Consider the following 26,272-nt stretch of genomic DNA (forward strand, 5'->3'; position numbering starts at 1 on the left):
TAAATCTGAGGATTGGCCTACTTTTTTCAATTTGTCGTATACTGGTAATAAGGAAATAGATGTTATTTTTTATGAGAAGAGGAATGAGCTTGGACCCACGACTAGATATTGATAAAAACAATTTAATACAACGCCTAGACAGACACCTAGATTGGATTAAGAGTTGTGATACAAAGGCTTCTATTGTAATTGCTGGGGTGGGAATATTTCTTAGTATATTTACATCAGAGCACTCAATAGGTATGTTGAATCAAATCCTTTCTCGTACCATACAAAATATTAATTTTTCAAACTTTTTATATCTGGGGTTGTTCCTGTTTTTTTGGGGCATTTTCGTACGTGGATCGTACTTGTTAATAAGAGTTTTGGTCCCAACGATGAAAAAAGAAGTAAATCTTTTCGGGCAGGATACATATCATGATTCTCTGTACTACTTCGAGTCAGCAGAAGATAAAAAATATGTAGAGTTTAAAGAAAAAGTGTTCAATGAATCATTTGAAGACGAAATTGAAGATTTGATTTCTCAAATCTACATCAACGCAAAAATCTGTTCAGCCAAATTCAAGTTTTATCAGAAAGGAATCAGATATACTTTTATTGGTGTAGCAGGAATACTGACCATGTATGTAGTAGGAATAATTTTAGTGAAACTAGGAGGCATCTCTTGATGAAGTTCACGGGCTACGATTACAAAGAGCGGAAGGGAAAAGTTGAGGAAATACTTGATAATACCGACGCTGTTAATGAAGTAAAAAAGTTTCCTAAAGATGAGAATTTTACATATGAGAACGGTTATAAAGCTTGGGCATCTGCCATCTTTGTAGACTTAAGGGACTCAACGACTCTCTTTACTGCAGGAGACGACGTTAAGACATCGAAAGTGATTCGTGGTTTCACTTCTGAAATAATCGAGATTTTAAAACAAGATACCGACAAGGAAGATTTGAAAGAAATCGGGATTCGTGGAGACTGTGTATATGCAATTTATTCTACCCCGTCTCCAGAAACAATCTTTGATGTAGCTAATCGAGCGTTCTATATTAATACATACCTTAAGATGTTAAATAAGTTATTAGCTAGTAAAGGACTTCCATCTATCAAAGCTGGTATAGGATTGTCCGCCAGTAAAACACTGGCTGTTAAGGCGGGAAGAAAACATTCAGGAATTAATAACTTGGTATGGATAGGTGAGGCGGTGGCGACGGCAGCTAAACTTTCTGATTTAGGATCCAAAAACGGTATTAGGCCAGTTGTCATGTCCCACACGTTCTACCACAATTACATTCAGATTCAAAAACAAAGGAAACCAGAAGCAGAGACCTGGTGGATAAAAAATAATGATAAGGTGTACGGAACTTTTTGGCATGGCAATGTGATTATAGTCGAATTCGATGATTGGATTAATAATGGAATGAATGACTAAACTTTCTATATTTAAAGTGATAGATATCGCGAATTTATATATTCAAACTATAGGAGGATGATGGTAAGTGAAGAGAAATGAGTTAGTTTACAATGTTTTAAAGGCAATCCAGAATGAATCGGAACCAAAACCCAGCAATTATAATCTGGAGCAACAACAATGGTTAGACCTAGTAACGTTCATAATAGATAATGGATATGCAAACATAAAGGCAAGTCGTGGTGGTCGTGGTAATAAAGTACACGCGGTTTGGATGGAGGGAGCAACACTCACGGATAAAGGAATAGATTACCTTGAAGAAAATTCTTCAACGAATTGAATTAATACTGTTCTAGAAAGTGTTCTACAAACGAACGTTAAAAAGATATTATTGTTAGTTAGTTCACATCAAAATGAAAAGGGCTATTTGAAGCCCTTTTCATTTTGCCTTTAGTGTCTTTTAACTTATCTTTTTATCAATGTTCGTTTTCTTTTATGCTTAATGAGTAAACAAACAAATGGAGGTGCTTCATGACGAAAATTGGATATGAACGAGTATCAACCCTTGATTAGAATTTAGATTCAAAACTAGATGAACTCAAAAAGGCTGGGTGCACTAAAATCTTTCAAGAGAAAGCATCCAGTGTCAAAAAGAGACCAGAATTCGAAAAGTGTTTAGATTATTTACGTAAAGGAGATACGCTGGTCGTCCGGAAGCTAGATCGTCTAGGTCGAACAACGAAGAAATTGCTTGAATTGATTGATGATTTGAAGGTACGCGGAATCAATCTTCAAATCATCACACTAGGTGTAGATACTTACACAGCTGCCGGTCGGCTATTATTCACTATAATGGCTGGGTTAGCAGAAATGGAGCGTGAGTTGATTCGCTAACGTACGAACGCTGGGCTCCAAGATGCACGGGCCCGTGGGAAAATGAGGGAATAAAGCCAATCGCCGAACAAATCATGACAAGAGCCATGATGATGTATGAAGCGAAGATGACGGTAGATGATATTACAAAGACTTTAGGTATCTCAAGATCCACATTTTATAAATATAAAAAATCAACAAATGATTGATTACTAGTTGAACTCTGTCCCATGCAATCCTTGTTCGAGTTTTTTTAAAACCTTTCTAAAGTTGAACGTATACAAGACAAGGCGTCAATCTTCTCGTTCGTTGTCACGAGTTTTACAAGTAGCACGATACGGTTGACGTCGACCTTCGTATCGGGTGCTACGGGCATAGAAAGGTCTACTTTGTGTGAAACGGGTGATGGTAAACAAATACCCGACGTTTTTTTTGGTAGGGTCACCAAATCACTATGTGCGGCTAGGCTGTGAACCGACGACGTAACCAAGCACGCCGGTGATGATGAAATTTGCGGCGATGAGAAACTCGATCCGGGGCGCCAGCTTCATAAGGATGGCCTCCTTTAGTTCGTCGGGGTGTAGCGCTACAGGTCGGCGTGGTCTTTTAGCCATGCGCGTTTCTCTTCGATGTCGTAAGGTAGTTCTCTGACCAACCCGTCGTGTTCATCGAGTTGACTGAACAGGAACGACTGGTTGATCCACGAGAAGAAGTGATCGTAGACCACCAGGCCAGCAAAGAGAGCCGAAACCTGATTCAAAGCCGTGACCATCATGGGGACTGCTCAAAGGGAATCAAAAAATTGAAGCAATAGGTCTTCCAATACTCCGAGTAGAGAGGAAGAGCCCGATTACATCGTTGAGCTCTCAGGGCGTTACCTAAGATACAAACTTGAGCATAAAGAATTATGCTCTCGATGATTCAAGACGCTTTCGGTGCTGTTCTCACGTTTTATATGTGAGAACTTTCCAACCCACAAGGTAACTCCTCAGGATTGAAGGATTGGAGAGTCGAATTCGCTGTATGCACCTAGTCGTTAGACTGCATTGTTTGTCCTCGGAGAGCTCACCTTTACGAAATAAAATATAGCACGTAATACTTTACAATAATTAAAAGATTCTTAATCATTCAGAAAAATTGGAACATTAAGAATATTTCGATTAATAAATATGCCTAAAATTTTATTGATTCCGCACAACAAAATTTAAAAAGCCTCAACTGGACACCGATGATAGTCCAGTTGAAACTTTTATAGAAAATATAAAGGCAAATTTGTATCAATACTGCGAAATAAACTTATCTCCTTCTAAGACCTATCGAATCATATGTTGATGATTGTTTTGTATATAATTAATACAGATCAACCTAATTTTATACTTCAAAAAGAAAAATAAAATTCGTGATAAATTATTTGAAAGGACCGGCTTGTTTCTTTTCTAAAAAGTCATTAGATTATCATAGCCTTACTTATTGATTAACGATTAGATCATCATAAATCGAAGTGAAACCTATTTTATATAATCAATTAGAAAACTCTCAATCCAAAATGACCTCTGTCCGATTATTTAGTGATATCAATATTAATGTTCTTTAACTGTTTGACTAAATGTTGTTTTATTACTCGGCCATTCACTTGGAATTCTAGAGGATAGTATTCTGGTTGAAAAATTTCTGCTCCATCCTTAATCCATTTTTTTCTGTATACAGCATGAGCTTCTTCTCTCGATAAGAATACTCCCTCAGTAATTTCCACATCATCATCGTCCCCAAATTGAAACCGGCAACAAGAACAAATCTCAAAAGAAGGAAGCTTATATTCATTATAGGCTGATTCTTCTAAGCCATCATGACCACAAACAGGACAGATATAATTCATCTTTTCACCTCATGAATAAAAGTATTATTTAAGTGTGCCTGACATATTATTAAAGTACTCACGGCCCCTCGACGCATTAGGATGCTTAGGTTTGAATAGGGTACGAATAACATCATTTTTATCGAGAATAAGTAACTCGTTCGTGTTCGTGTTGTATTTTACTATGTCTCCGTCAGGACGTTTTTTCACTAGGATGTGCTTTCCTGACGTATTTGCTAATGATTGAGCGCGAGTCAAATATTGAGCTTGCGTTAAACCAGGAAATTCATTTTTATGATCTTTCCAGTGGCCATCGAATCTTTTCTTTGAAGCGAAGTTAAGCTTTTTGAGAGATTGAGCTGTGGCATTTTTTCCATATTTACTCGTTGCTTTTGTGACTGCGCTCTTTCCATACTTTTTTATAGCATATTGAATACCATAACGAGCTACAGAAATAGCAATAACTACCAAAGGATACCAAGAAGCAGTTACTTCAGAAGTATTGACTTCATAAGTTTCCCCAGTATCAAGATCAGTTAATAACGCAGTAAAATTCTCTCCTTCAATTTCTTTGATTACAATATCCATCGAAGTAGAAACTACATTCATATCTTCATCTTTGAGTTCAACAGCGATTGTCATATCGCTTGTTTCGAAATCAAGTTCTAGGATACCGTCAACAGTAACCTTATCCGATTCAATCGTAGTCTCAATATATGCGATTTCATCGACCATTTCACTTTGAATCTCAATGTCATCTTCAAAAGTAGCTTCCACATAATCATTCGCCTGAGCTTCGGTCTCATTTAGGTCCATTTGTGTGGTCGTTTCTTCCTTAGAAGGGATTCACCTCCGGTAGTAATCATAGCAAGGCAATAAGAGAAGCCAATGCTCCCATCCTATTCTTAAGCGCCTTGCTGATTTGAAGCTTCACATGGGTTGGCGCTTCTTCCAACTGTTCTTCCAACCTCGCGATTTTTTTGTTGTAAGCTTTCAAACTCTTTGAAAACGGACTCTGCTAACACCTCAGAATTGATGGTTTCTTCTCGATTCAGAATCTCTTTGATTTCTGAGATTGTCAGTCGCTGTTTCTTTAGGAGTTGAATGCGTTCGATTGTTTGGATTGCCGAGAGCGGATATAGCCGATAATTGCTCTCTGAACGTTGAACATCGAGTAAACCGAAATTCGTATAATAATCAATCGTCCGTGTCGACACACCACTTCGTTTCGCGAGTTCACCAATCTTCATTAAGTCCTTCCCAATATGTCCGCCCCCTTTTTTCATTAGGAACAGGATAGCACGGTTCATACAAACCGTACAGTTTTACGTGATGGTTTTATTTTTTTTCACTTGAACCTAAATCCGACGAGATGTTTCGTTTCATCACTTCAACCGAACCTTTTTCTCTTCGGTCCGTTCATCCCCGTCGTTCGGAGTCTCATCTCGATTCCAGCCGGCATATCAAACATGCCATTTCTTAAATTTTTGATGTTGACGACGCTCGGGACCTCGATTTGGAACACGGTCCTCATCTACATCGGGGTCTATGACAGCGCCAAATGGCAGATGTGGTTGGCTCGTCTTGAGTCTTACTCACATATCATAAACGCAATTCTAGCACTCATCACTTTAGGTCTAACCGTTGTATTCATTCCTTTGGTGCGGATAAGAAACAAGACAAAACAATAGAAATATGTAAAATTAAGTTCTTATGACCTTTAAAGTTTGTTTTTCTTGTGATTCGGTTACAGTATTTATATATATCTCTGAATCGAGGAGGAATAAGACACGTGTCTGATCATAAACAAAATGGTAAGTACGATCATATCATCGACCAAGTCGCGGGCAAGATGAATGAAAGCCAAAACAGTGGCCCTCAATTTATATTACGAAGAAAAGTTGAGTCTATTTTATAAGCGACAACTAAAAACATCTTGTATACGTTTCGACGTCGAAACGTATACAAGATGTTTTAATTTAACGATGAAGTAGACTTGTATCCCCTATGTTGATTTTAAGTCAGTTTGGATTGTGGTACTTAGTTTTATTTTATTTTAAATACAACCATCCAGAATTCGTTTTAACTTGAATCGTGGGATTCGAAAGACTAGGTTGATTGATTTCAAGAGTCGGGCTTGTTTGCGAGCGTTGAGTCGTGAAGTCGGTAGATACCTTTGTACGTTCCTCACGAATGTTCGTTGTTAAAAAGAATCGATTTTCAGGAGGTACCTGTAAATAGATATCACCCGACGTGTTTTTAATAGAGATCGAGTCGTCCATGTTCTGAAGTGACAAGTGTAGGTCGCCGGAAGTCATCTGGATTTCGCCCTTGCCATTAAATTTTTCAAGACGAAGATTGCCCGATGTCGCCTTCAACTTGAACGAGTCCCCAGTAAACCCCTTTAGGACATGGTCTCCCGAGGTCGATTTGACGATGAGCTCTTTTGATTGAATATCACTCATTTGCATCGGTTTGCTTGTTACGTTCATTTGAATGCTCCCGTATGTCTTGCTCGGAACAGCGATATGTAGCTCCAAATCTTCGTTGATCCATTTTTTATTGATTGGGGACTGGATGGCGACTTGAAAAGAGCGACCAGACATTTGTGTCGAGAGTGCCTGGTCCACCTCCTCCTCGGTACCAGGGAATACTCCTTTCAATTCTACAACGATTTTATCTTCGTCATGGGCGTGAAAGAAGACGCGCGTACTTGGAGCGTCAACCAAGATGTTCGATACTGCTTCTATATTATCCGTGAACTCATAACGATCGTTCACTTCCGTTCCTTGAGATGGAGTCAAGGCGCACCCTGAAACCAATAAAATCATCCCTGCGAAGACCCATAAGCTTTTTCTCATCAAATCATCCCTTTCCAGTCATTGTAACGTCCATCCACCATCAAGCACTAAATTGTGACCAGTCATCATCTTTGAAGATTTCGCGCTGAGAAACATGACCGCCTCTGCGACATCGGACGGGGTAGCGTAACGCTCAAGAGGAATTTTTCCCAGCTCGTTCTCGATATAACGGTTACTCAATAAGATATGATGATTCTTGTCTGTTTTTACATACGTTGGAGAGATGCAATTCGCTCGAATGCCATAGGGAGCGAGCTCAAGTCCAAGTACCTTGGTCAAATGGATTAAACCAGCCTTGCTGACGCAATATGGAACACGTTCTTTGTTCGCGACCATCCCATGTTGTGACGTTATGGTCGTAATGGTCCCGACATTTCCTCGCTTCACCATTTGTGCGGCTATGGCCTTTGTAAGCAGAAAGGTTCCAATCCAATTAATCTCTGTCACTTTTCTTAAATCACTAGGCGTCCAATCGAAGAAACTTTTTAATATGTTGATGCCTGCCACATTTACTAGATCAGTTACGTCGTAAGTACCGTTTAAAGAATCGACAAATTTCGGTATTTCTTCATCGTTTTCCAAATCTAAAGAGTAGAAAACCATCCGAGATTGATCCTGAGATGAGAGTGATTCGAAGAACTCTTGTAGTATCCGTTGTTCTGATTCAATTTCAGTCGCTATAACGAGGTGACCTTTTTCTAAAAAGCTTCGAATGATTGCTTGACCAATCTCACTAGCGGCTCCCGTGATTAAAATAGTTTTTCTCATATTCAGTTACTCCTCAGTTGATGTTCTGTGGCGTATTTCCTCACGGTGTCTGACAGGATCAACACGATTTGATCTAATTCGGAATAGGTCATTGTATACGTCGGAAGTAACATCAGGCCAGTAGAATACTTGTTGGCATAGGGGTAGCAAAGTAGTCCATTCGTTTTTAACTGATTCGAGAAGCTTAACATCTCGTCAAAATCATCATCCATATCTAGTTCAACCGCCAACATCATTCCCTCTCCGCGAACCGCCTTGATTAATGAAAATTCTTCTTGGCATTGCAATAGCTTTTTCAATAAATGATCTCCCTTTTCGCATACGATGCTCTGATAATCCTCTCGCTCGAGTAGCTCAATCGTCTTCACGGCCGCCGCGCAACAAAGTGGGTTCGCGTTTTGCGTGGAGAAGTGGTTTATAAAATCTTCGTCTCCAATTCGTCGTGTGACGCGTTGACTCAAGAGTACCGCTCCAAGTGGCAGCACTCCGTTATTAAGCCCTTTTGAGAGACATAAAATATCAGGGATAATGTCGGTGTCCTCATATGCAAATTTCGGTCCTGTTCGATAGAAACCCGTACTAATCTCATCAAAGACGAGCAACACGTCATATTCTTCACATAATGCTTTCAATCGTTTTAAATAGCGAGATGATAGCTTAACTACACCAGAAACTCCGAGAACCGGCTCGAGTATGAATCCCCCGATTCGTTCTCCATATGCTGTGAAGAAGTCCTCTAACGACTTGATCGAACTCGATACGGTCCCTTTCTCTTCAAATGGGATAGGTAGATAGGCAAAGCCCTGTAGCATAGGACCATAGGGTTTGTAATACGCCTTGTCTATCCCCGTCGCCGTCATCGATCCATAATGAGTGCCATGATAAGACGTTTCGAACACTCCTATATACTTTTTGTCATGGTGACCAGCAGCAGAATGATGACGACGAATCAATTTGATCGCTAGTTCCACCGCTTCTGAACCGGTACATGTATACATCACCTTATCAAATTGTCGATTTGTGAAAGCAATCAACTGTTCAGCCAGTTGATAGGCGATTTCTGTGCAACTTGTCCAAGGGTTCACAAAACTGACTGTCTGCATTTGACGAGTGATTGCACCTTCTATCTCTTTATTCCCATGACCTAATATCGTGTTCCATAACCCACTAATACCATCTAAATAAGACTGTCCGTCCTGATCGATGACGGTCGCACCAGCTGCAGTTTTAACTTTGATGATTTGTGCGTAATGCTTTTGAGGAAGAATCGGATGAATCAACGGATGACTATTCATGTTTTCACTCCTTTTAATCTGTCAGGGTGGTACATCACGAAACGGAACGAAGTAGCGATTCGGCCTTCTGCATCAGATGGTTAAACTGAACCTCGCTCATTCCAAATCTGTCTGAGCAATAATTTCGAATCTCATGACTTGATTCGCCCAACCAAACCCCCTCCAAATAAATCGCCATCAATATAGGAATCTTATAAAATTTCATTTTCGATTCACTATATAAAAAAACCTGATCTTTCCATCTGAATATGAAATGCGATGTACGCATTTTCCGCTGCAACGTCCTAATTGACCCATGATAGAATCGAGTACAGTGTTCCGTTGAAAAGGTCACGATATCGGACAGAGAGTGGTTGGATGAAATTGAAGCGAAAAAGCTTTTCAAGATATATTTTTTCCGAGTCAACTCTGCCACATAAGGCTGACTTTTCCGAAGCGAGCAATAGCGATCTTTTTCCATGGACTTAGGAACCATTTTGATGCACCGCGGGCACTCAAGCGCAACCGGGCAATTGATACAATCAGCAATGACCGCGTGCTCAGCGTACCTGGATTTATAGAGCTGAAACAAATCTCCGCGGGTCAGCAAATCGTTGTCATCTATTTGAAAACAGACAGGTGAATCAAGAACATTTTCTGTACCGATACTGATTCGGGTTTCTTTGGTCACTGAACACGTAGATTGGTAGGACCATTTACATTCATCTCTTAGGTAAGGAATCACATGGACGAGAGATAGCTCCCCGGTCAACTGAATTTGTTCAATCACGTTCGAATACAAGTCATAATCCTTTGGTTGTTCAATCGTCAGAAACACATCTTCCCCCTTCTCAGGAAGAAATGGTGTTTTCATATAGTCCACGTATGATAACGATTTGATGGATCGCGTCGTCGTCTCACCGCTTTCAATGACTAACACCTCGTATGAATTGGTGTTTACCGGTTTATACAGCAATTGCCCCGCTCCAAACCAACTACCTTTATGAGTAGTGGTCTCACGGTTACTTCCAGAGCCGATTTGGGAAGAGTTGATATTACTGTTTAGATTGAGCCGTTCCTTCAGTTGAGAAGAAATCGGGCGGTCAAAATCGTGATGCAGATGTTTCAGTTTTGAATGATGCAGCTTTGCGGGGTACATACCTGTTAAAAACAGTCTAAAACCGTTGTAAAGGGCTTGGTGAGTGTCTTCTCGATGGTCCTGCTCGTTTTGTATATTTTTAAAAGAGATGTTAGATGAACGTCCCATTTCCCCTATAAGAGAATACAACCGGTTCAATATCTCTTTGTTTTCTTCTCGTTCAACTATCAGGTAGTGATGGTGGGGACGGTTCTGTATAAATGAAACCAGCGTCTTATATGTAAGGAAAAAGCGACTATCATTGAGAGGTGTAGACGATTCCTGATTCCTAGGTTTCATCTCCACACTCCATAGACCGTTTTCATCTTTGTAAATGTCAATCGTATAGGTAAGCCTCATATGCTTATCCCCTTATGAACTAAATTTGAGAGTTATAGAGAAATACAATCTCATGTACTTACTTTTCAAAAATAATTTGATAGAATGTTTTAAGTGAGTGTAAGTATGATTGTTTAGTAGCAAAATGACTCCGTGTCGTTTCTAGTTACACATTGAATAATCGTAGCTGCTTCTGGAAGAGCCGTTTACCTCATGAAAGAGACTGACCAACGAACATGTGCGTGTTCATTAGTCAGTCTTTTCGTCATAGGTCGATCATGTGCAACACGATGAGCAACATGAGCTCGAACCACATGTCGAGTACACGTTGTCGCCTGAGCTTCCGCTCGATGCAGCTGTTTCTGGAAGAGCCGTCACATCATCAAGTTCAATCACTTCAAAATCCAATTCCAACTCTACGTCTAAATTGTTCTCCATGTCTTTGACCTCCTGATTGTTGTGTGTTTTCTTAAGTACAGCACGATGAACAGCATGAGCTCGACCCACATGTCGAGTACACGTTATCACCGGAGCTTCCGCTCGATGCAGCTGTCTCTGGAAGAGCCGTCACATCGTCAAGCTCAATCACTTCAAAATCAAGTTCTAATTCAATGTCCAAGTTGTTCTCCATTCGTCTCACCTCCTTTCAAGTGATGGTATGTCGTTACGTGCAGCATGATGAGCAGCACGAGCTCGATCCACATGTCGAGTACACGTTGTCGCCTGAGCTCCCGCTCGATGCAGCTGTCTCTGGAAGAGCCGTCACATCGTCAAGTTCAATCACTTCAAAATCAAGTTCCAACTCGATGTCTAAGTTGTTCTCCATTCGTCTCACCTCCTTTCAAAGGCAGACAGATCTCACAGTTAGGATGCTTTCGAATTTGCTTGAGAAAGACTGCTCTAGAACGCCCGTCAAATACATACTGTTTTCCAGCGATGGACGAGAACTGGGTCGTGTACATGAAGTACTCATCTAACAACCAGAAGATGAGTTCTTCGCTGATGGTGTCCATCAACAACTGAGCATACGCATCGATGCCAATATTGTCGTTTTTAGACAAGGTCTTCTCTTCTGTCAATTCGACACAGCGCATACATCCGTGAACCGCTTTTCGAATACGGGGGCCGAGTTTGAGCGTCTGCGAATCTCGATCATAAAAAAAGTTAAGAACAGGTGTCCTCGCATCAATCTTTTCGTGAAGCCGAAGCTGTTCCTCGAATGTCAGGTCACGATCTGTTAACAAGACGACACACCGACTTATAGGAATAGATTCCATGTCCCGAATCGTTTCAAAATGACAGACCGATTTCAACTCACCCTCGATCAACCCTTGCGGTACATTCGAGGTCGTCAGGCAAACAATCGGTTCGCCAACGAACCATTCTGTGATTCGTTCAAAGGCCAGGTAGCGGTCTTTTGGACTGATTGACGTCCGATGTTTGTCCAAACAGCGTAATATCCATAGTTGGAGCTTGTACGTATCTTCTGAAACGAAGACGATATTGTTTAATCGTGAGAGCAACTCTCCTATCCTCGGTTCAGCGTGGATAGTTTCGACCAAATCAGACGCCCGGACACTCTCGGTGTTGTATTGCACGATCAAACTTCGAACGCCTTCGCTTTGGTTCGGAATCATCACTTGATATTTTGCCTTCTGCGACTCCTTATTCAGAACCCGAATGATATCTTCATCCATCTCAAGAACGTAGTAAGGGTTAAGACGTGTCAATGTCCGAAGCGCATCGTCCAGCTGTTGTTTTTGAAGGACCATTTGCATTCTCCTATCATAAAATCATCCTAGCGCAACAAGGTACAAACAGCGTTTCATCTCTGTTTCCAATGATAAAAAAGATTCAACTTTGTCATCGTAAAAGGCACACATTGGAAGTGACTTCTTCTGAAGAGATGTAGCAACGAGTTGAATATTTTGAGCGATGTGACCAGCTTCGAGAGCCGCTAATCGATCCACTAACATCCCATACTTCGAAAAACCCCGTTCGTAATTTGCGACTAAGAAAACCAGCACGTTTGTCTTGGCGAATGAATCGGCATAAGGGTTCTTCGGGATTGTCAACGGCGATAAAGCATGTAACGTGTCCAAAGAGATTGTCGTACCTGTTTTAGTGAAGTGGGTTGCAGATGCGTTTAATCGATATAATCCCTCTTCTATGCCATCCACTTGCCGAATGTGAAGATGAATCTCGATTGGAAGTAACGATCCTCCTGAAGGATAAGTCCGCAGTTGTAAGCGTTTGGTCTGTGGTCCGCTCTCGTTCACATAGGAGACAGTCTTTTCACCCGAGATACCAAAGCATAGTCTCGCCCATTTGAGTAAATCTTCTTTCGACCACTTCCCCTCAAACTCGGATAATCGATAGGAGCGGCGTCTCAAAATTGTATCCTCGAACTCACCCACCCCGGTTTGTTGAATAATAGGAATCTGCGCACCTTCTTGGTCTGATAACTTCTCGTCCTCTTCAGGAAACGAAAAGGTTGCTCGGGGACGACACTCATCCCAAAGATCTTCGATGATACGTGTCGACTCTTTCATCTTGAACAACTCGTTTGGATCAAAGAAAGAGAACGTAGCCATTTTCTTAAAGTCATGAAGGCTCTTCAACGCAGATTGCCCCTTTCTTCGCTTCCTCGCTTTTAAAGTAAGCACCTAGATATTCGGAGATATAGTACTCGACAAACGGAGAAACACCCAACCGATTGTTCGCCATATGGATATGTGAGGCAACGATTCGGTGGAGGTAGAGTTCATCCCGCACCTGTTCGCGAATCTGTTGTAACTCCTGTTTCATCGCGACGAGACAATCCTTCACAATCTCATTCTGATTCAATAGCTGGTAAAAACGATTCACGCTCATCTCGTTTGCATGGAAGAGTCGACGTAAGTCATCGGTCTTGTTCCCTTCTACAAACGACTCCCAATACTCTTGATAGAAGAGACAGAACTGTACGTTGTCTTCTTCGTCTTCAAACTCGAGTAGCTCCTCAACCAAGTACCGGGTCAGCGTCAATGAGAGAATGAAACGCCTCGCGGGATCGAACTTCATTTTCGAAAGTAAGTACGCGACTAGTCGACTTGAATGGGCAAAGATGTTTTCAGAATACGCCATGACGTCAGCCCCACCATAACGCGCTAACTCAGGCTCATACGGAATCAAGTGCACACTCTGATCCTCATACCAGGGCAGGTCGTTCATCGAGATCTCTTTTCCATCGAACTTATGCCCCTCATAGTAAGCGTCTTTGGTCATCGGAGGGAGAGAAGATGGATTGATTAACCAATATCCTTGCGTAAAATCGGTCACTTGTTCGATGATTGCTTCGGGCTGATCCGTTTGAATCCTCAATCTGAGGTGTGGACCTCCCTCCCAATAGCGGATGAAAAACCACTGATTGACTTTTCTGGACCGAACGAGTTCATCCATCAGTTGGGAGATGTTCACGATTAGCGCATCATACGTGGACATTTCATGCTGAAAAATATGTAAAGATGTCCATGGTTTCATTGTCTGCCTCCTAGGGAAATGGATGTGGATACGGGTTAATGTTGTCCATAGCCAATGGGCTATCCACACGTCCGGCCAGAACAGGAGCTTGTAAGATACGCGATTCATCCAGGCGACGATGCTGATGACCGAACGTCATCGTCAACATCCCAGGGATGAACACCTTCACGCAGCGAAGTTCGAACGATTTAAGCAGATCTCCCGAAAGGTCGACTACGTATACGTCTTCATAATGTTTGTAGATGCGATGTAACAACTGGTTTAAATCTTCCGTTAGATCTTGGTTTTTGAACGTCTCAGTCTCATACCATTCAGGATGTAGAGTTCGTAATGTCTTTTTCTCTCCTAAACTAGTCAAAAATGACAGCCGTTCCAAAGCGTCAGGGTGCGAATAAAGAAGGACGTGATCTTGGAACTCTGTGGCGAGATCATCGTTCTCAAAGATTAGACGCTTCCGTTCCATCAGGTGTTCCGCTCCAAATACTTTGTTGTAAACCGGAACCGAGGAAACGACCTCGATGAATGCGCTCATCAATGCCTTCTCTGGGTTGAAATGACACCCAGCAGCCGAGTAGGTCTTCACCACCGCATCATCTCGTTCATTGACCATGAGTGCCCAGACGGTCGGTATACCCAATTCCATCGTGGTATCGAAGAACCTGACTTCATAGCCATCGGCTTTTATGACCTCGTTCAGGATACGGAATTCTTCACTCATATTACTGATATCGATTTCGACGAGCGGCAGACGGTTATACCAAGCGACCAAAAAGTTGTCCCGTTCAATCATCTCGAAAAGCCCGTACAGTACAGCTTCTTCAATTGTCGATCCGAGTGCACAGCCGTTGGACGTTTCATACACGAACCTTCTAGATTCTCCCCGAATCATTTCATCTTTGTAATACACCATCTGTTCGGGAATCAGTAATGGAACTTCGTTGCGGAGTGAGCAACCCCACACCCAGTGATATTTCATATTTTCCGAATACCGGTGAAGACGGAAATGTTCATTCATGTGTTCTTCCTTGTGCAGTGTCATATCTGCCGGATTCACTGCCCGGTCCTTCACTTCTAGATAAGAGGCAAAGATCTCACTGTTGGATTTCCGATTATAGACGTTCGAATATCGCTCCAGACCTTCTAAATAAGCTGAGACCTCGGAGCTCTTAAAATCAAACGTACGCCCAAAAGCTCCTTCGTTCTTATCCGTCTCAATGTAATTTTCGGTACCGACCATTGGAACATATTTCGATTCGACCTCGAAATAGCTGTGCTTTGTCTTTCCTGTCTTTAAATCGACCAATCTTTTCTTGAAACCGGTTGGTGACAGTGAAGACTTCAAACGATATGTCGTCGGCGATTCCTTGATACGTGGTTGAAACTGAAGCATCGCATGCTGCTCGGTATCTGACGGTAGTTCTCCACAACTTTGACAGTATTCATGTTTGAGCAGGGGATGTATGTGAATACTTCGCTTTTCATCATTGAGAATAGTGATATAATTCAGGGCCGATTTTTCTTCAATTTCTACGCGCCGAAGCAACTCGACGACCTCTTCACAAATTTGATTCAGAAAACTGATTCGCCACGTCATAGCAGGAGACGTAGTCGTGTAGTCATAATCTCTATATAGGACCATCGCGTCGTCAGGGGCGTTTGTAGAGAGACGCTCATAGAGACAATCCACACAGCTGCTCATTCTCCCGTTATAAACTGGTCCAACGACCGCCTGTTCGAATATCAGATTGGCTCTCACATAAGGAATGTGGTTGTCTCGACAGTATTCGACAACCCCCCGCTCGAAATTATAATCAAAGTAATCATATAGACCGACCAGCACTTCTGCGTCAGTCACATCAGTCAGGTTATCGATGACTCGTATACGTGAACTTTCATCAAAATAAGCTATGAATTGATGGAGTAACGTCTGGCCACGGTTGAGGAGACAGATATCCATATTTCCTCCTTTATTATTCGCGGGTCTCACCTTTCGAAGATCCGTCGAGATTGGGAATGGACACTCTGAAACACTTTGTGCCCGTTTTTTCAATTAGCGTATTGTGGGACCACTCCACAACCGAAAGATTGATTTCTAACGATTGAAGGAGACGGGTGACTTCTATTACCATGGTGCCGTCGTCTTGAGTCGACATAGCCGTGTCACTTTCAAGAGTATCTACGAGATGCCGGCTTTCTTGATCATGCTGATGGAATGGGTGATTTTTCTGTACATGTTGCGCATAAAATTGACGTAAGCTCGCTTCCACCAATTGATCAACACTTGTGCCGTATCTTTGAATTCGGTTCACTCCTTCGACCAGGATGGAAACTTGGTAAAGGGAGTACCCTTTTACCTTCCGTACCTCGATTTCAGGACTTCCACCTCTGGTAAAGAGTTCACTAATCTGCACCAGTCTTTTCATCAAAGGTGAGGGGATATTGTCTTCGGACAAAGGATACCGTGTCGTCTCAAAAGGAGCCATTACTCTTGCCATATGGCCGAACAAGAGTGGGGCGACCCCAACTTGATAAATCTCTTCAATACTCGAACAGCATATCCAGCGGGCATATTTATCCATCTCTCTCTGGTTCAAAGATGTCATCATCCCCAATTTGAAAACCTCAAACAAGGCTTTTAAAGGATGGTCTTCGGATTGAAGGACGGTCATTTTCTTTGCCCCTCGTAAGGTAGTGATCGTGGCGATTTTAAACGGGATCTGCATCAGTTCCTCAAATCCATAATGTCGGAACATATATGGGGTCTGAGTCACAAATTTCTTCATATGATCGACAGGTTCATGGTAATGCTCCAAGAAATCAAACGTGAGTTCTTCAACTTCGATTTCCTGACCGATCTTCAGGTAGTCTTCAAAGTTATGAACAGGTATAAATCGATCATTGCTTGAATCATCCATGGTAAAGATCTCTACCCTATCTCTTATAGCGCGATCTTTGGTGATAAACTCTATTGAGTGTTGAAGCAACCGATCGCTAATAGCTGAAAAATGAGTAGATTGTCCGCTTACTTGAAGATGATGCATGTCCATGAAGCGAATGATATCCATCCCCTTACCGAGAAAGATAAAAGGTTGTACAGTGGTCGGAATTGCTACCATGACTGATTCAGAATGATATTCTCGCAGTCTAAGCCTCACAGTATTCTGACTTACATTCTCCTCTCGGAGGAAAGACAGGAAAGGGACACGGTCTGACTGCTCATCCACCAAAGAAGTCGAAGGAAATCGTGCCAACAATCGATTCAACTGTGGATTGTTCATTTTGCGAATGTCTTCAGCGTTCACATGACCTGTTTGAATACCAGGAAGCAGTGTCAGAAGGGCTTGAACAGTTTGCTGTTGCTTGATTTGATATCGTTTGGTCGGCGTCTTCACAATGATATGGTCATCGTGATAGGACAACCACAGTGTTTCTGGAACTAATTGATTGATCATAGTCGTGCTCCTATCATTGCCAGATTCATATGTTGTGGTATATATCCGTTCCGTTATACCGGTCCCCTCTCATGGCCATGATGTCTTCCCACGAGAAGTTGTAATGTTGCTCCGCATGCTCACTGATGACTTTACATAGTTTGTTCTTTTGAAATGGAGAGATATTCAACAAAGGGAACACGCTATATAAAGAATTGACTAATAGGCGATACTGTAAAAAACCAATAGATTTAGAGAATGAAGCAAAGCCTTCCTCGTCCACGAATTTACTGTGAAAATCACTCAATTGGCTACCACCTGTCGTGAAAGAAGAGATGTCATGATATTCTTCAAAATGAATTTCCCCTCTAACCAGACCGTCGTGAAAAAATAATCCTAATGATTCGTTGATCGCGTACCAATCAAGCAATATTGCTTTGTCATTCCCGCCATAATCTTTAAACCGCTTCTCTACTTGTGTGAGAAATACAGGAATTTCATCTATAAAGGACTGAAGTTCTTTTGATGTATGATCAAACTTCTGCATGACAATATCTCTTTTCTCCTCCGTCATGCGTTGAAGCTGCATGTTGAATCCTTCCCAATGAGACTTGAAAGAGATATAGCCGAATTTAATGCCTTCGAGGACCGTGTCTTCGATTTCGATGCGGTATTGATTAGCTGTGATTAACATCATTTTCGCGCTTAAAATTTCTCTGTCATCCGGGCTCAATCGACCAAGGTAATCATGATGTCGGATAAAGAACGCTGACTTTTCTATTTCGCATTTTTGATACAACGAAGGTGCATAAATCGTTTGATTCGAAGACAGGTCTTGAATCGTCACTTCGAGACTAAGGTCGTCGCGAAGTGGTAGGAGTTCACCTGTATAACGCTCTGCTTTAGCAAGTCGAGAAGACAATTGTTCATATTTGTTGTGGTCAACAGGAGCACCTTCGTACTCTCCCAACAAGTCCTGGAAAGCTGTGATGAGTGTGTCTTTCACACGTAAGTCACAATCTATGTCATTGTCACGAAAATAAACAGCGATGTGAGGACCTGTTGCCCAATGTTTTTGCACAAAGCAATCTGAAATACCATTCTCGTGGAGAATCTCGAACACACCATATAAGGTTTCCCGAGATTGAGCTGAATCATAAAGGAACAATTTAGCGACATGATACTGGTACGGGTTCATTGAAAGGCTCCTTTCGAAGTCAGTTCGAGTAAATATTCTTCGGTGTATTCTTGATCCGATTCTCTTAAGTCTGGAAGCACCTCTGTCAGTAGAAAGTAAGGTGTATCCTTTACTTCTTTTAAGAATAGACTCCAAAGAAGTGGGCTTGTAAAGTTCACGTACTGTGGTTTTTCAAAAGCTCCATCAATTGTGTCCGTATCCTCCTCGGTCCCATCTAACGACTTCAGGCTTTGGAAGAAAACACGATGGGGGATACCATGAGAATCCAATAGGGATAAGAAATTCATCATAGACAGGTAATTTTTATCCGAATATTCAGTTAATAATTGCGTGTCGATGACCCAGCACTCTCGACTAAGCACAAGTGTCCCATCTAGACTGATTCGAGGAAAATGTTTGATGGTTGGCTGTTCCCGGGGTATTGCCAGATACTCGTCGATCAGAATTGATCCGACACTTTTAAAAAGTACGCCGTTTGCCGATAAAGCGTGTAGCATCGCGCTAATCGAAGGTATGAGTCGCGTCATCAATGAACCTAAGAATAAGATATGAACCTGCTCCCCTTTGGCAAATACATCAATCTTTTTGGTGATGGGATTGTACTGCAGCTCGAGATCCTGCCAATCATAGACTCCGGTTAAGCCGCTCTCATCTGCCACCCTACTGTTGGGGATATGTACACTGTAATCAGTAATGCTCGAGCGTACGTTGGCATTGAACCCGTAAGATTTATAAATATCGACAACATTGCGCTCTTTAATGTGTTGATGGACATATGACTGTAGCGCTGGTTCTTTCATGACGTCTTCTAAGTTGAATAGAAAGCGAGAAAAATAAGACAGATAACCTCCATACATATCATTCAGAACGAAACTGTTCTCATCTGTTCGCTGTACGAAGAAACTGTTTGACTGTGTGTACCGCTCCAGATCTCTCGGCAATGTACTGATAAGTTCTTGAAGGTAGTCACTTGGAATCCTTATTTCCGAACCTTTGTTTAATTGTTCCTCTGCTTTAAGGTATCGAATAAATTCATTTTTCGCGGCGTCCAACATTCTCACTTCTTCGATTTCACTATCTATTGCCATCTCGTTAAATTGCCCGCTCCACAAATGGCCTGCGTTGTCCATGATGGCATTCAGCATAATCTCCATCACGTCTTCTTTTTCATTGTCCCGAAAAGCGACACGCTCATGTCCGTATTTGTCGAGCATGAACTTCCCTAAGACGTATTGGAGTCGTAACACGACATCAAATAAGATAGTAGACTGTTGGAAAAGTTTTAATGAACGATCGATTTGTTCCCAGTTTTCCTGTGGTTCTATTCTTCGTTCCGTCGTGAGATAGTCCTGATAGAGCAACAACTTTTCATCAAGGTCCGGTATACCCAAGTGTTTCGTCACTTCTTTAAAACGAGAAACAATTTCTTGGTAGCTTTGGTAGCTAGCTTGGCCATGCATTTCATCAAATGTGTTCAGAACTTCTTTAATGGTCTTCAGATGGACGAAGACTTGTCGTAAAACTTCATCTGTGTTCAGCACTTCCGCCTCTGAGAGACAAGAGAGGATATAATCTAACCCTTTATTGGTATGTTCGGGAATGCCTTGAGTAGGTTGCAGAAAATCATTCTTGATTAAAGACAACGCATAGGTTACGGCTTTTTCTTGACCTAATCCGTTTTGAAGGAACACGTTCTCGACACGATCATATGTGAAGGGTTCACTTCCAAGTTCCTTGTAGAGTTGAAGTAATAGTGGATTTTCTTTGATCTTCATTAATGTATCCGCAGTACGATAAATTTTTTTCCGTTTCATTGGTTGGTCGGCCAGGGTCGTCCAATAGAACTTCCCTTCGTGCCGTGTCAACGTTTCATTGAAATGGTAGGTCATTGTGGAAACCATACTAGGTCGCAAACGAATTGCTTCGAATACACGCATCAGATACGCCAGATTGAGATTTGTGACCGTATATGTCTCGCCGGGATCAGTCGATGATACAAGGTCACTGTTTGAAAATTGACCGACCCCGACCTTCGTCAACGTGCTAAACGGACTTGTCTTGTGGGTCGCACGAGTCAATACTTTCAACAGTGTATAGTCTAATTTTCTGTGTTTGACTCCATGCTCCTGAACGGGCGTGTTAAAATATCCCCTGGCTTTTTCCATGATGGTCGCCTGAATGAATTTCAATGAATTCATCAGTGTCTCTTCTTTTTGAAACACATCATAGAGCTGTGCCCTTTCATGCGATTTTGCATAGTTAAATTGATGCTCGATTTCAATCAATCGCGCCTTGTTTTGTTGATAGAGGGAGCGGATGTCTTCCGCTTCCCTTATCAACTTAAAATCTTCTAACATAGGCTGGCACTGCTTGATTCGCTGGCAGAAACGAAAGCGTAAGTTGAACATGTCCCGTTTTAAGTTGATCAACTCTTTCCTTTGTTGATCGTCTTCAACAAGTTTGATCACATGTTCTAATTTGGTAATAAATGAAATAATCTTTTTGTCTTGAGATTGGAGGGAAATACGATATTGTTGCATTAAATCTCGTAATTCGTTGGAACCGAACTGTAACGCATGCGCATAGGGCACGCTGTTCTGTCTAACTAAGAAGAGCGGTAACTTCACATTCATCACAACAACTCCTAAAAACAGATTCGTTTTGATATGTCATTAGTCGTATTTGAAGAAACGGAAACTTAGAAGACCTACGACTACCGTCGTCGCCATGACGTAGATGAGATGATAGGATTCCCAGATGTCTCCACCGTTCCAAGAGATTTGGAGGATTTTCACCGCATGGGTCGTCGGTAAGACGTTCGCGACGCTCTGCATAAAATCAGGCATCAGTTCAGTCGGGAACGTGACACCGCCTAAAAAGATAATGACGAAGTAAACTCCCATCGACAGGGTTTGTGAGGTCTTCGGATCTGTCGTCAAATTCCCAATGAACACGCCAATGAAATAGCACATCATGAACGACAGGAACAGTATAGATCCAAAGATGAAGAGGTTCTTTCCATCGAGACTCATCGAGTACTGGGTCGTCGCGACGGCGAATAAGAGGATGATTGTAAATATGGCACACAGCAACTGTACCAAGAAGTTGGCAGTGATAAATTGTGTGCTTTTGACCGAGGCCAAACGAAGTCTCCTGAAAAAATAGATGCTTCTCATGTAGGCGAAGCCGATCCCGACATTACCAATGGCGAGCACCACGACGCTCAAGAAAGCAAACATCGGAAACGTGAAATCAATCGGGGCGATTTCCATCCCATAAAGTTCAAGACTGTTGTTGCTGACTTCTGTCTGCATGATCAAGAAGAAGAGCGGTGCAGCCACTCCAAACCCTAGGATGATCCACGTCCTTAATAACTTCTTTGCCTCTAGCTGAAATAGTGCGGTGACTGTATTCATGAGTTCCTCCTCGATTTACATAGATTCGACAAAATAATCTTGCAAACTGTTATAGTCAGTCCCCATCAATGCCTGAGGTGTAGTCGATTGTTCGACTTCTCCATTTTTGATGACGACCACCTTGTTGCACATTGCTTCGACCTCGTCCATATAATGACTGACCATGATGATAGTCTTTCCTTGGTCATTGAGTTCCTTTAGATATTTTCGCATCTCGTGACGACTCGTCGCATCAAGGGATGTGGTGAGCTCATCTAGAATAAGTAGATCCGGGTCATTCAATAGGCTCAATAAGATATTTAATTTTTGTTTTTGACCACCAGATAGTGTCTTTATGTACTGTTTCCGTACCTCTGTTAAATCGAAGCGTTCAAGGTACCCCTCAACTACTGCCTGGTCGACCTTATAGATTTTTCGCCACAATGTGCACATATCCTCGACCTTGAGACGATCATCGAAATCACCTGATTGCGTTTGGACTCCGATGTGAGAATAAAGATCGCGTTCATCAAACGCGTATTTTATGGTCCCGCTATCTTGTTTCACCAGTTTACAAATGATGTTGGTAAGTGTGGTCTTGCCAGCCCCGTTCTTCCCGATAATGGCCAAAAAATCCCCCTTTTCTACTTCGAAGGAAACACCTTTCAGCACTTCTTTTTTCCCATATTTCTTTTTTACATTTTCAATCTGTAGCATCAACATTGTTGCACCTCGCTTTTTTCATGTCATCAATTCATTGTTTCGTCTCAACAATCAAACAAGTCAGTAGCACTAAAGCAAATCATTGATCTAGTAAAAAGTTAACAATGGTTAGACAAAAAATCATCGCAGGTATTTACACCCAAAAAAAATCACTAATGGATAGATATACCTTTTATGTAATTGATGTCATTGTTTCATGATAAGAAAATCATTTCAAGCGTTAGATGTATATAACATAAAATCTAAAACTTAAGTACTGTCATACATTTAAAAATCAAACATTAAACATAGGAGAAAAGGCACGTTTCATATTATTGCTGTACCAAAAGTCACTATGATATTTCGTAACATTTTATATTCTTATTGATTTACAATATATAATCATCACTTTATTAGATAGTTTCTATTCTGCCTATTCAATGATTGTGCAGGTTGTCGACTCTCAAAATTTCTGTATGAAATGTGCCAACAGACATCGAGTCATAGATTAACTCAATATGTACCAACATTTTAAAGTTTCTAGTTTTTCGTCCGACAGTTAGATGAACAACTAATTTGTAATGTCATCTTGGGGCGAATATAGCACGTCTCAGGAAGAACGTCTGAAGAAGAAGGGAATTGATTTTAGAGTCGAGGACGAAAAGATTTACATTAAAGAGAAAAATTTAGACAAAGTAGCATCATGTTGCAGTTGACTTTACAGTTTATTGATTGATGGATTATAAAATTCAGCGCAGCACTCAAACGTGAACACAAAAAACTTTGACGCTTTCCCTCCGCCAAAACGGGAAACGTCAAAAACCCTGAATGAGCACTTTTTATCAAGTGTCTATCATTCAGGGTTCAGTTCAATCTCCTGGAGCGGTCATTTTTTACTTCGCGCCTTCGACGTTCATATGCTTACTACGAAGTTGTCCGCATGCCGCATCGATGTCTGTCCCGTGCTCGAGACGAACACCCGTATTGACGCCACGCTTTTTCAAGATGTCGTAGAACGCCATGATGTCCTCAGGCGTGCTTCGCTCATATTGGATGTGCTCGTTGACCGGGTTATATGGAATTAAGTTGACATACGACTTGTCTTTGATGTCTTCAATCAAGTCGGCGAGTTCTTCCGCATGTTCCGGTAAATCGTTTACTTTCGAGAGCAGGATATACTCGAACGTGATTCGTTTGTTCGTCTTCTCGACGTAATAGCGAATCGACGGCATGAGTTTATCAAGCGGGAACGCCCGGTTGATTTTCATGATGCGAGTACGTAATTCATCATTCGGCGCATGTAGAGAGAGCGCCAAGTTGATCCGTAAGTCGAGGTCTGCGAACTTATAGATCTTATCCGCGAGACCACTCGTCGATACGTTGATCTTACGCGGAGCGATTGCGAGACCACGCTCATCTTTGACGACACGCAAGAAGTCGACCAAGTTGTCGAAGTTATCGAACGGTTCGCCGATACCCATGACGACGATATGGCTGACACGGTCCCCTTCGCCCTCTTCATCGAGGAAGTGTTGGACGGTCATGATTTGCTCGACGACCTCACCAGCCGTCAAATCACGAGTCTTTTTCAGCAAGCCGCTCGCGCAGAAGCTACAGCCGATGTTGCAACCGACCTGAGTCGTCACACAGACCGAACGTCCGTATTTGTGACGCATGAGCACCGTCTCGATGTAATGCCCGTCATGTAATTTAAGTAAGAATTTGACCGTTCCATCGCCCGCTTCTTGTTTGACGAACAGTTCTTGTGTCGAGATGACGTATTTCTCAGTTAAGTAATCGCGTACTTCGTCACGGACGTTCAGCGCGTCCATCGATTTGACCCGGTCGATGTAGAGCGAGTCCCAGACTTGACGTGCGTGGAAGGCACCATATCCTGCTTCCGTGCACTCGTTTGTGAGCTGATCGAACGTCAACCCGTATATAGATGATTTCATTCTAACCTGTCCTTTCTCTAATCCGCATACGTACCATTGTAGCGGACGTCAGAGACGGGTGCAACTTACGAATAATCTGGAGGCGTCGGTCGTGTGACGAACTGTTCAAACGCATAAGCGACACGAATCAAATCTCGTTCCGCAAAGCTCGTTCCCGTGAACGATAGACCGAACGGGGCCCCGCTCTCTTTTCGTTTATAAGGGACCGTGATTGTCGGGTGTCCCGCTTTCGCAGCCATGTCATAGTTCATGTCATGTGGCAGGACGATCGCGTCCAGTTTTTGCGCTTTTAATAGCTCATCCATTCCGTCTACTTTTGCGAAATGAACATCATCAATCCGACAGTCGAGATAACTAGCTTCGACGAGACGCCCTGAACGTGCATCTGATTGTTCAAAGATGGTCTGCCCGTGCGGAATCGATTCGGGATGGTCCGCGTTCCATTCGATCAAGTCTGAAAGCGTCTTAAATGGCACAGTTGTGTTCGCAAGATACGCCTCAATCCCAAGCTTAAATTCATCAAACAAAATATCTGCCTGTTCTAATGCACCGTGTTTCGGTAACGTGATCTCGACGAGTTCAACCTCGGCTTGACGCAACAATCGAAGTGCCTGTTCATACAAACCGACTTCTTCGTCTGAAATATTTGGCTTGATAAATCCGACACGCATCCCGACCGCTTGACGGACATCGAGACATGTCACATAAGGCGGTCCGACTGGAGTTTCCCATGTCGCAGGATCAGCCGAATCTTCACCACACATGGTCTGCAAGGCAACGACCGCATCACGAAGGGTACGCGCCATCGGTCCAGCTGTATCTTGAGAACGTGAGATCGGTATGATTCCTGAACGACTGATCAAACCGACGGTCGGCTTGATTCCGACGATACTATTATGCACACTCGGGTGTACAATCGAGCCGCTCGTCTCAGATCCAACGGCAAGGAGTGTCAAGTTCGCCGCAACCGCCGAAGCCGATCCAGAACTCGATCCCCCGACATCTAATTGGTCGCCATAAGGGTTCTTCGTTTGTCCGCCAACAGCACTCCAACCGTTCGGCATATCTTCCGTTAAAAAGTTCGCCCACTCGGACAGGTTCGCTTTTCCGAGAATGATGGCCCCGTCATCCCGTAATCGTTTCACGAGCTCGGCATCTCGACCCGCAAAATGATGTCGCATGGCGGCGGCACCCGCTGTCGTACGCATCAGACCGGCTGTCTCGATATTGTCCTTGATTAAGACGGGGATGCCGAGGAGCGGTTTGCGTACTCCTTTTTTATAGGCCCGTTCTGCCGCCTCTGCCTCGAACAGGGCGTCCGGATTCACCTGGATGACGGCATGAAGTCGCTCATTATATGCAGCAATCCTTCCAAGGTAATACGCGGTCACGTCTCGTGCCGTGAATTGTCCTTCTTTATACCCACGATGTGCATCTTCGATTGTCAGCTCTAACAATTGTGATTGATCCATTTATTCATTCCTCCTTATCTCTCCCAACTTTATTCGTGCTCTATGCCTGATTTCCTTTTCGTATCGCCAAGTCGATGTGTTCTTGTT

Annotated in this window: 28 protein-coding genes; 6 read left to right on the forward strand and 22 right to left on the reverse strand. The window is 42.4% G+C overall.

Translation table 11 applies throughout. The features are described from left to right. Positions 1-89: 89 nt before the first annotated feature. The 5 genes from PQI28_RS04775 to PQI28_RS04795 all read left to right on the forward strand — a co-directional run bounded on the left by PQI28_RS04775 (position 90) and on the right by PQI28_RS04795 (position 2,484). Complete coding sequence (locus PQI28_RS04775) at positions 90-668, forward strand: hypothetical protein (RefSeq protein ID WP_236355808.1); 579 nt, start codon at positions 90-92, stop codon at positions 666-668. After that, positions 668-1,423 carry an adenylate cyclase gene (locus tag PQI28_RS04780; RefSeq protein ID WP_058765827.1) on the forward strand — a complete coding sequence of 252 codons (756 nt, stop codon included), beginning with the start codon at positions 668-670 and terminating at the stop codon, positions 1,421-1,423. Before PQI28_RS04775 ends, PQI28_RS04780 begins: the two co-directional genes overlap by 1 nt. Positions 1,424-1,490: 67 nt before the next feature. After that, the gene (locus tag PQI28_RS04785) at positions 1,491-1,742 is read left to right on the forward strand and encodes a YjcQ family protein (RefSeq protein ID WP_058765828.1); all 252 of its coding nucleotides are present in this window, start codon (positions 1,491-1,493) and stop codon (positions 1,740-1,742) included. Positions 1,743-2,023: 281 nt separating this feature from the next. Continuing rightward, positions 2,024-2,296 (forward strand): recombinase family protein, encoded by a 273-nt coding sequence (locus tag PQI28_RS04790; protein ID WP_339962845.1) that lies wholly within the window; start codon positions 2,024-2,026, stop codon positions 2,294-2,296. Positions 2,297-2,403: 107 nt separating this feature from the next. Then, complete coding sequence (locus tag PQI28_RS04795; protein ID WP_339962846.1) at positions 2,404-2,484, forward strand: helix-turn-helix domain-containing protein; 81 nt, start codon at positions 2,404-2,406, stop codon at positions 2,482-2,484. A 377-nt stretch (positions 2,485-2,861) separates the two neighbouring features. Here the strand turns inward: PQI28_RS04795 and PQI28_RS04800 are convergent, their stop codons facing one another. From PQI28_RS04800 to PQI28_RS04815, 4 genes are all read right to left on the reverse strand, one after another. Continuing rightward, positions 2,862-3,047, reverse strand: a complete 186-nt coding sequence (locus tag PQI28_RS04800) for a hypothetical protein (protein ID WP_339962661.1) — start codon at positions 3,045-3,047, stop codon at positions 2,862-2,864. Positions 3,048-3,836: 789 nt separating this feature from the next. Further along, the gene (locus PQI28_RS04805; RefSeq protein ID WP_339962662.1) at positions 3,837-4,151 is read right to left on the reverse strand and encodes a hypothetical protein; all 315 of its coding nucleotides are present in this window, start codon (positions 4,149-4,151) and stop codon (positions 3,837-3,839) included. Positions 4,152-4,175: 24 nt separating this feature from the next. Next, on the reverse strand, positions 4,176-4,976 hold the full coding sequence (locus tag PQI28_RS04810) for an SAR2788 family putative toxin (protein ID WP_445236751.1): 801 nt from the start codon (positions 4,974-4,976) through the stop codon (positions 4,176-4,178). Positions 4,977-5,035: 59 nt separating this feature from the next. Continuing rightward, positions 5,036-5,380: a MerR family transcriptional regulator gene (locus tag PQI28_RS04815; protein ID WP_339962663.1), complete on the reverse strand. Its 345-nt coding sequence runs from the start codon at positions 5,378-5,380 to the stop codon at positions 5,036-5,038. Positions 5,381-5,482: 102 nt separating this feature from the next. On the opposite strand from PQI28_RS04815, the gene PQI28_RS04820 reads away from it, so the two are divergent. Next, positions 5,483-5,821, forward strand: a complete 339-nt coding sequence (locus tag PQI28_RS04820) for a DedA family protein (RefSeq protein WP_074033136.1) — start codon at positions 5,483-5,485, stop codon at positions 5,819-5,821. Between the two features lie 360 nt (positions 5,822-6,181). On the opposite strand, the gene PQI28_RS04825 is transcribed toward PQI28_RS04820, so the two are convergent. The 18 genes from PQI28_RS04825 to PQI28_RS04910 all read right to left on the reverse strand — a co-directional run bounded on the left by PQI28_RS04825 (position 6,182) and on the right by PQI28_RS04910 (position 26,185). After that, a complete protein-coding gene (locus tag PQI28_RS04825) occupies positions 6,182-6,991 on the reverse strand; it encodes a DUF4097 family beta strand repeat-containing protein (RefSeq protein ID WP_074033137.1) in 810 nt (269 codons plus the stop codon). An 18-nt stretch (positions 6,992-7,009) separates the two neighbouring features. Further along, a complete protein-coding gene (locus PQI28_RS04830; protein WP_339962664.1) occupies positions 7,010-7,759 on the reverse strand; it encodes an SDR family NAD(P)-dependent oxidoreductase in 750 nt (249 codons plus the stop codon). Positions 7,760-7,761: 2 nt separating this feature from the next. After that, positions 7,762-9,054 carry an aminotransferase family protein gene (locus tag PQI28_RS04835; protein WP_339962665.1) on the reverse strand — a complete coding sequence of 431 codons (1,293 nt, stop codon included), beginning with the start codon at positions 9,052-9,054 and terminating at the stop codon, positions 7,762-7,764. 34 nt (positions 9,055-9,088) lie between these two features. Next, positions 9,089-10,531 (reverse strand): hypothetical protein, encoded by a 1,443-nt coding sequence (locus PQI28_RS04840; protein ID WP_339962666.1) that lies wholly within the window; start codon positions 10,529-10,531, stop codon positions 9,089-9,091. A 255-nt stretch (positions 10,532-10,786) separates the two neighbouring features. Next, positions 10,787-10,948 (reverse strand): thiazolylpeptide-type bacteriocin, encoded by a 162-nt coding sequence (locus PQI28_RS04845; RefSeq protein ID WP_074033141.1) that lies wholly within the window; start codon positions 10,946-10,948, stop codon positions 10,787-10,789. A 31-nt stretch (positions 10,949-10,979) separates the two neighbouring features. Then, positions 10,980-11,141 carry a thiazolylpeptide-type bacteriocin gene (locus tag PQI28_RS04850; RefSeq protein WP_074033142.1) on the reverse strand — a complete coding sequence of 54 codons (162 nt, stop codon included), beginning with the start codon at positions 11,139-11,141 and terminating at the stop codon, positions 10,980-10,982. A gap of 33 nt (positions 11,142-11,174) precedes the next feature. Continuing rightward, positions 11,175-11,336, reverse strand: a complete 162-nt coding sequence (locus tag PQI28_RS04855) for a thiazolylpeptide-type bacteriocin (RefSeq protein ID WP_074033142.1) — start codon at positions 11,334-11,336, stop codon at positions 11,175-11,177. Then, on the reverse strand, positions 11,302-12,282 hold the full coding sequence (locus tag PQI28_RS04860; protein ID WP_339962667.1) for a hypothetical protein: 981 nt from the start codon (positions 12,280-12,282) through the stop codon (positions 11,302-11,304). The genes PQI28_RS04855 and PQI28_RS04860 overlap by 35 nt, the downstream gene beginning before the upstream one ends. A gap of 21 nt (positions 12,283-12,303) precedes the next feature. Next, positions 12,304-13,131 (reverse strand): SagB/ThcOx family dehydrogenase, encoded by an 828-nt coding sequence (locus tag PQI28_RS04865; protein ID WP_339962668.1) that lies wholly within the window; start codon positions 13,129-13,131, stop codon positions 12,304-12,306. After that, positions 13,115-14,032 carry a thiopeptide-type bacteriocin biosynthesis protein gene (locus PQI28_RS04870; protein ID WP_339962669.1) on the reverse strand — a complete coding sequence of 306 codons (918 nt, stop codon included), beginning with the start codon at positions 14,030-14,032 and terminating at the stop codon, positions 13,115-13,117. Before PQI28_RS04870 ends, PQI28_RS04865 begins: the two co-directional genes overlap by 17 nt. Before the next feature lie 10 nt (positions 14,033-14,042). Further along, positions 14,043-15,989 carry a TOMM precursor leader peptide-binding protein gene (locus tag PQI28_RS04875; protein WP_339962670.1) on the reverse strand — a complete coding sequence of 649 codons (1,947 nt, stop codon included), beginning with the start codon at positions 15,987-15,989 and terminating at the stop codon, positions 14,043-14,045. Positions 15,990-16,002: 13 nt separating this feature from the next. Next, positions 16,003-17,484 carry a hypothetical protein gene (locus PQI28_RS04880; protein WP_339962671.1) on the reverse strand — a complete coding sequence of 494 codons (1,482 nt, stop codon included), beginning with the start codon at positions 17,482-17,484 and terminating at the stop codon, positions 16,003-16,005. Positions 17,485-17,509: 25 nt separating this feature from the next. Next, positions 17,510-18,586, reverse strand: coding sequence for a hypothetical protein (locus PQI28_RS04885; RefSeq protein WP_143406617.1), 1,077 nt, complete (start codon positions 18,584-18,586; stop codon positions 17,510-17,512). Positions 18,587-18,657: 71 nt separating this feature from the next. Further along, positions 18,658-21,294 carry a lantibiotic dehydratase gene (locus PQI28_RS04890; protein WP_339962672.1) on the reverse strand — a complete coding sequence of 879 codons (2,637 nt, stop codon included), beginning with the start codon at positions 21,292-21,294 and terminating at the stop codon, positions 18,658-18,660. A gap of 39 nt (positions 21,295-21,333) precedes the next feature. Further along, positions 21,334-22,077 (reverse strand): ABC transporter permease, encoded by a 744-nt coding sequence (locus PQI28_RS04895; protein ID WP_074033150.1) that lies wholly within the window; start codon positions 22,075-22,077, stop codon positions 21,334-21,336. 15 nt (positions 22,078-22,092) lie between these two features. Then, the gene (locus tag PQI28_RS04900; RefSeq protein ID WP_074033151.1) at positions 22,093-22,773 is read right to left on the reverse strand and encodes an ATP-binding cassette domain-containing protein; all 681 of its coding nucleotides are present in this window, start codon (positions 22,771-22,773) and stop codon (positions 22,093-22,095) included. A gap of 878 nt (positions 22,774-23,651) precedes the next feature. Further along, entirely contained in the window at positions 23,652-24,713 is a 1,062-nt protein-coding gene (gene rlmN, locus PQI28_RS04905; protein WP_339962673.1) for a 23S rRNA (adenine(2503)-C(2))-methyltransferase RlmN, read from the reverse strand. Positions 24,714-24,778: 65 nt separating this feature from the next. After that, positions 24,779-26,185, reverse strand: a complete 1,407-nt coding sequence (locus PQI28_RS04910) for an amidase family protein (RefSeq protein ID WP_339962674.1) — start codon at positions 26,183-26,185, stop codon at positions 24,779-24,781. Positions 26,186-26,272: the final 87 nt, after the last annotated feature.

It is taken from the genome of Exiguobacterium sp. USCH10, assembly GCF_037619445.1.
In the GTDB taxonomy this organism is placed as follows: domain Bacteria; phylum Bacillota; class Bacilli; order Exiguobacteriales; family Exiguobacteriaceae; genus Exiguobacterium; species Exiguobacterium aestuarii_A.

Bases quoted from the DNA above. Each gene is read 5' to 3' on its own strand.
- PQI28_RS04840 (WP_339962666.1), bottom strand. From the start codon at position 10,531: ATGAGGCTTACCTATACGATTGACATTTACAAAGATGAAAACGGTCTA.
- PQI28_RS04815 (WP_339962663.1), bottom strand. From the start codon at position 5,380: ATGAAGATTGGTGAACTCGCGAAACGAAGTGGTGTGTCGACACGGACG.
- PQI28_RS04860 (WP_339962667.1), bottom strand. From the start codon at position 12,282: ATGGTCCTTCAAAAACAACAGCTGGACGATGCGCTTCGGACATTGACA.
- PQI28_RS04850 (WP_074033142.1), bottom strand. From the start codon at position 11,141: ATGGAGAACAACTTGGACATTGAATTAGAACTTGATTTTGAAGTGATT.
- PQI28_RS04800 (WP_339962661.1), bottom strand. From the start codon at position 3,047: ATGGTCACGGCTTTGAATCAGGTTTCGGCTCTCTTTGCTGGCCTGGTG.
- PQI28_RS04870 (WP_339962669.1), bottom strand. From the start codon at position 14,032: ATGAAACCATGGACATCTTTACATATTTTTCAGCATGAAATGTCCACG.
- PQI28_RS04910 (WP_339962674.1), bottom strand. From the start codon at position 26,185: ATGGATCAATCACAATTGTTAGAGCTGACAATCGAAGATGCACATCGT.
- PQI28_RS04830 (WP_339962664.1), bottom strand. From the start codon at position 7,759: ATGAGAAAAACTATTTTAATCACGGGAGCCGCTAGTGAGATTGGTCAA.
- PQI28_RS04880 (WP_339962671.1), bottom strand. From the start codon at position 17,484: ATGATCAATCAATTAGTTCCAGAAACACTGTGGTTGTCCTATCACGAT.
- PQI28_RS04895 (WP_074033150.1), bottom strand. From the start codon at position 22,077: ATGAATACAGTCACCGCACTATTTCAGCTAGAGGCAAAGAAGTTATTA.
- PQI28_RS04855 (WP_074033142.1), bottom strand. From the start codon at position 11,336: ATGGAGAACAACTTAGACATCGAGTTGGAACTTGATTTTGAAGTGATT.
- PQI28_RS04795 (WP_339962846.1), top strand. From the start codon at position 2,404: ATGACGGTAGATGATATTACAAAGACTTTAGGTATCTCAAGATCCACA.
- PQI28_RS04780 (WP_058765827.1), top strand. From the start codon at position 668: ATGAAGTTCACGGGCTACGATTACAAAGAGCGGAAGGGAAAAGTTGAG.
- PQI28_RS04900 (WP_074033151.1), bottom strand. From the start codon at position 22,773: ATGCTACAGATTGAAAATGTAAAAAAGAAATATGGGAAAAAAGAAGTG.
- PQI28_RS04875 (WP_339962670.1), bottom strand. From the start codon at position 15,989: ATGGATATCTGTCTCCTCAACCGTGGCCAGACGTTACTCCATCAATTC.
- PQI28_RS04825 (WP_074033137.1), bottom strand. From the start codon at position 6,991: ATGAGAAAAAGCTTATGGGTCTTCGCAGGGATGATTTTATTGGTTTCA.
- PQI28_RS04890 (WP_339962672.1), bottom strand. From the start codon at position 21,294: ATGAATGTGAAGTTACCGCTCTTCTTAGTTAGACAGAACAGCGTGCCC.
- rlmN (WP_339962673.1), bottom strand. From the start codon at position 24,713: ATGAAATCATCTATATACGGGTTGACGTTCGATCAGCTCACAAACGAG.
- PQI28_RS04845 (WP_074033141.1), bottom strand. From the start codon at position 10,948: ATGGAGAACAATTTAGACGTAGAGTTGGAATTGGATTTTGAAGTGATT.
- PQI28_RS04835 (WP_339962665.1), bottom strand. From the start codon at position 9,054: ATGAATAGTCATCCGTTGATTCATCCGATTCTTCCTCAAAAGCATTAC.
- PQI28_RS04805 (WP_339962662.1), bottom strand. From the start codon at position 4,151: ATGAATTATATCTGTCCTGTTTGTGGTCATGATGGCTTAGAAGAATCA.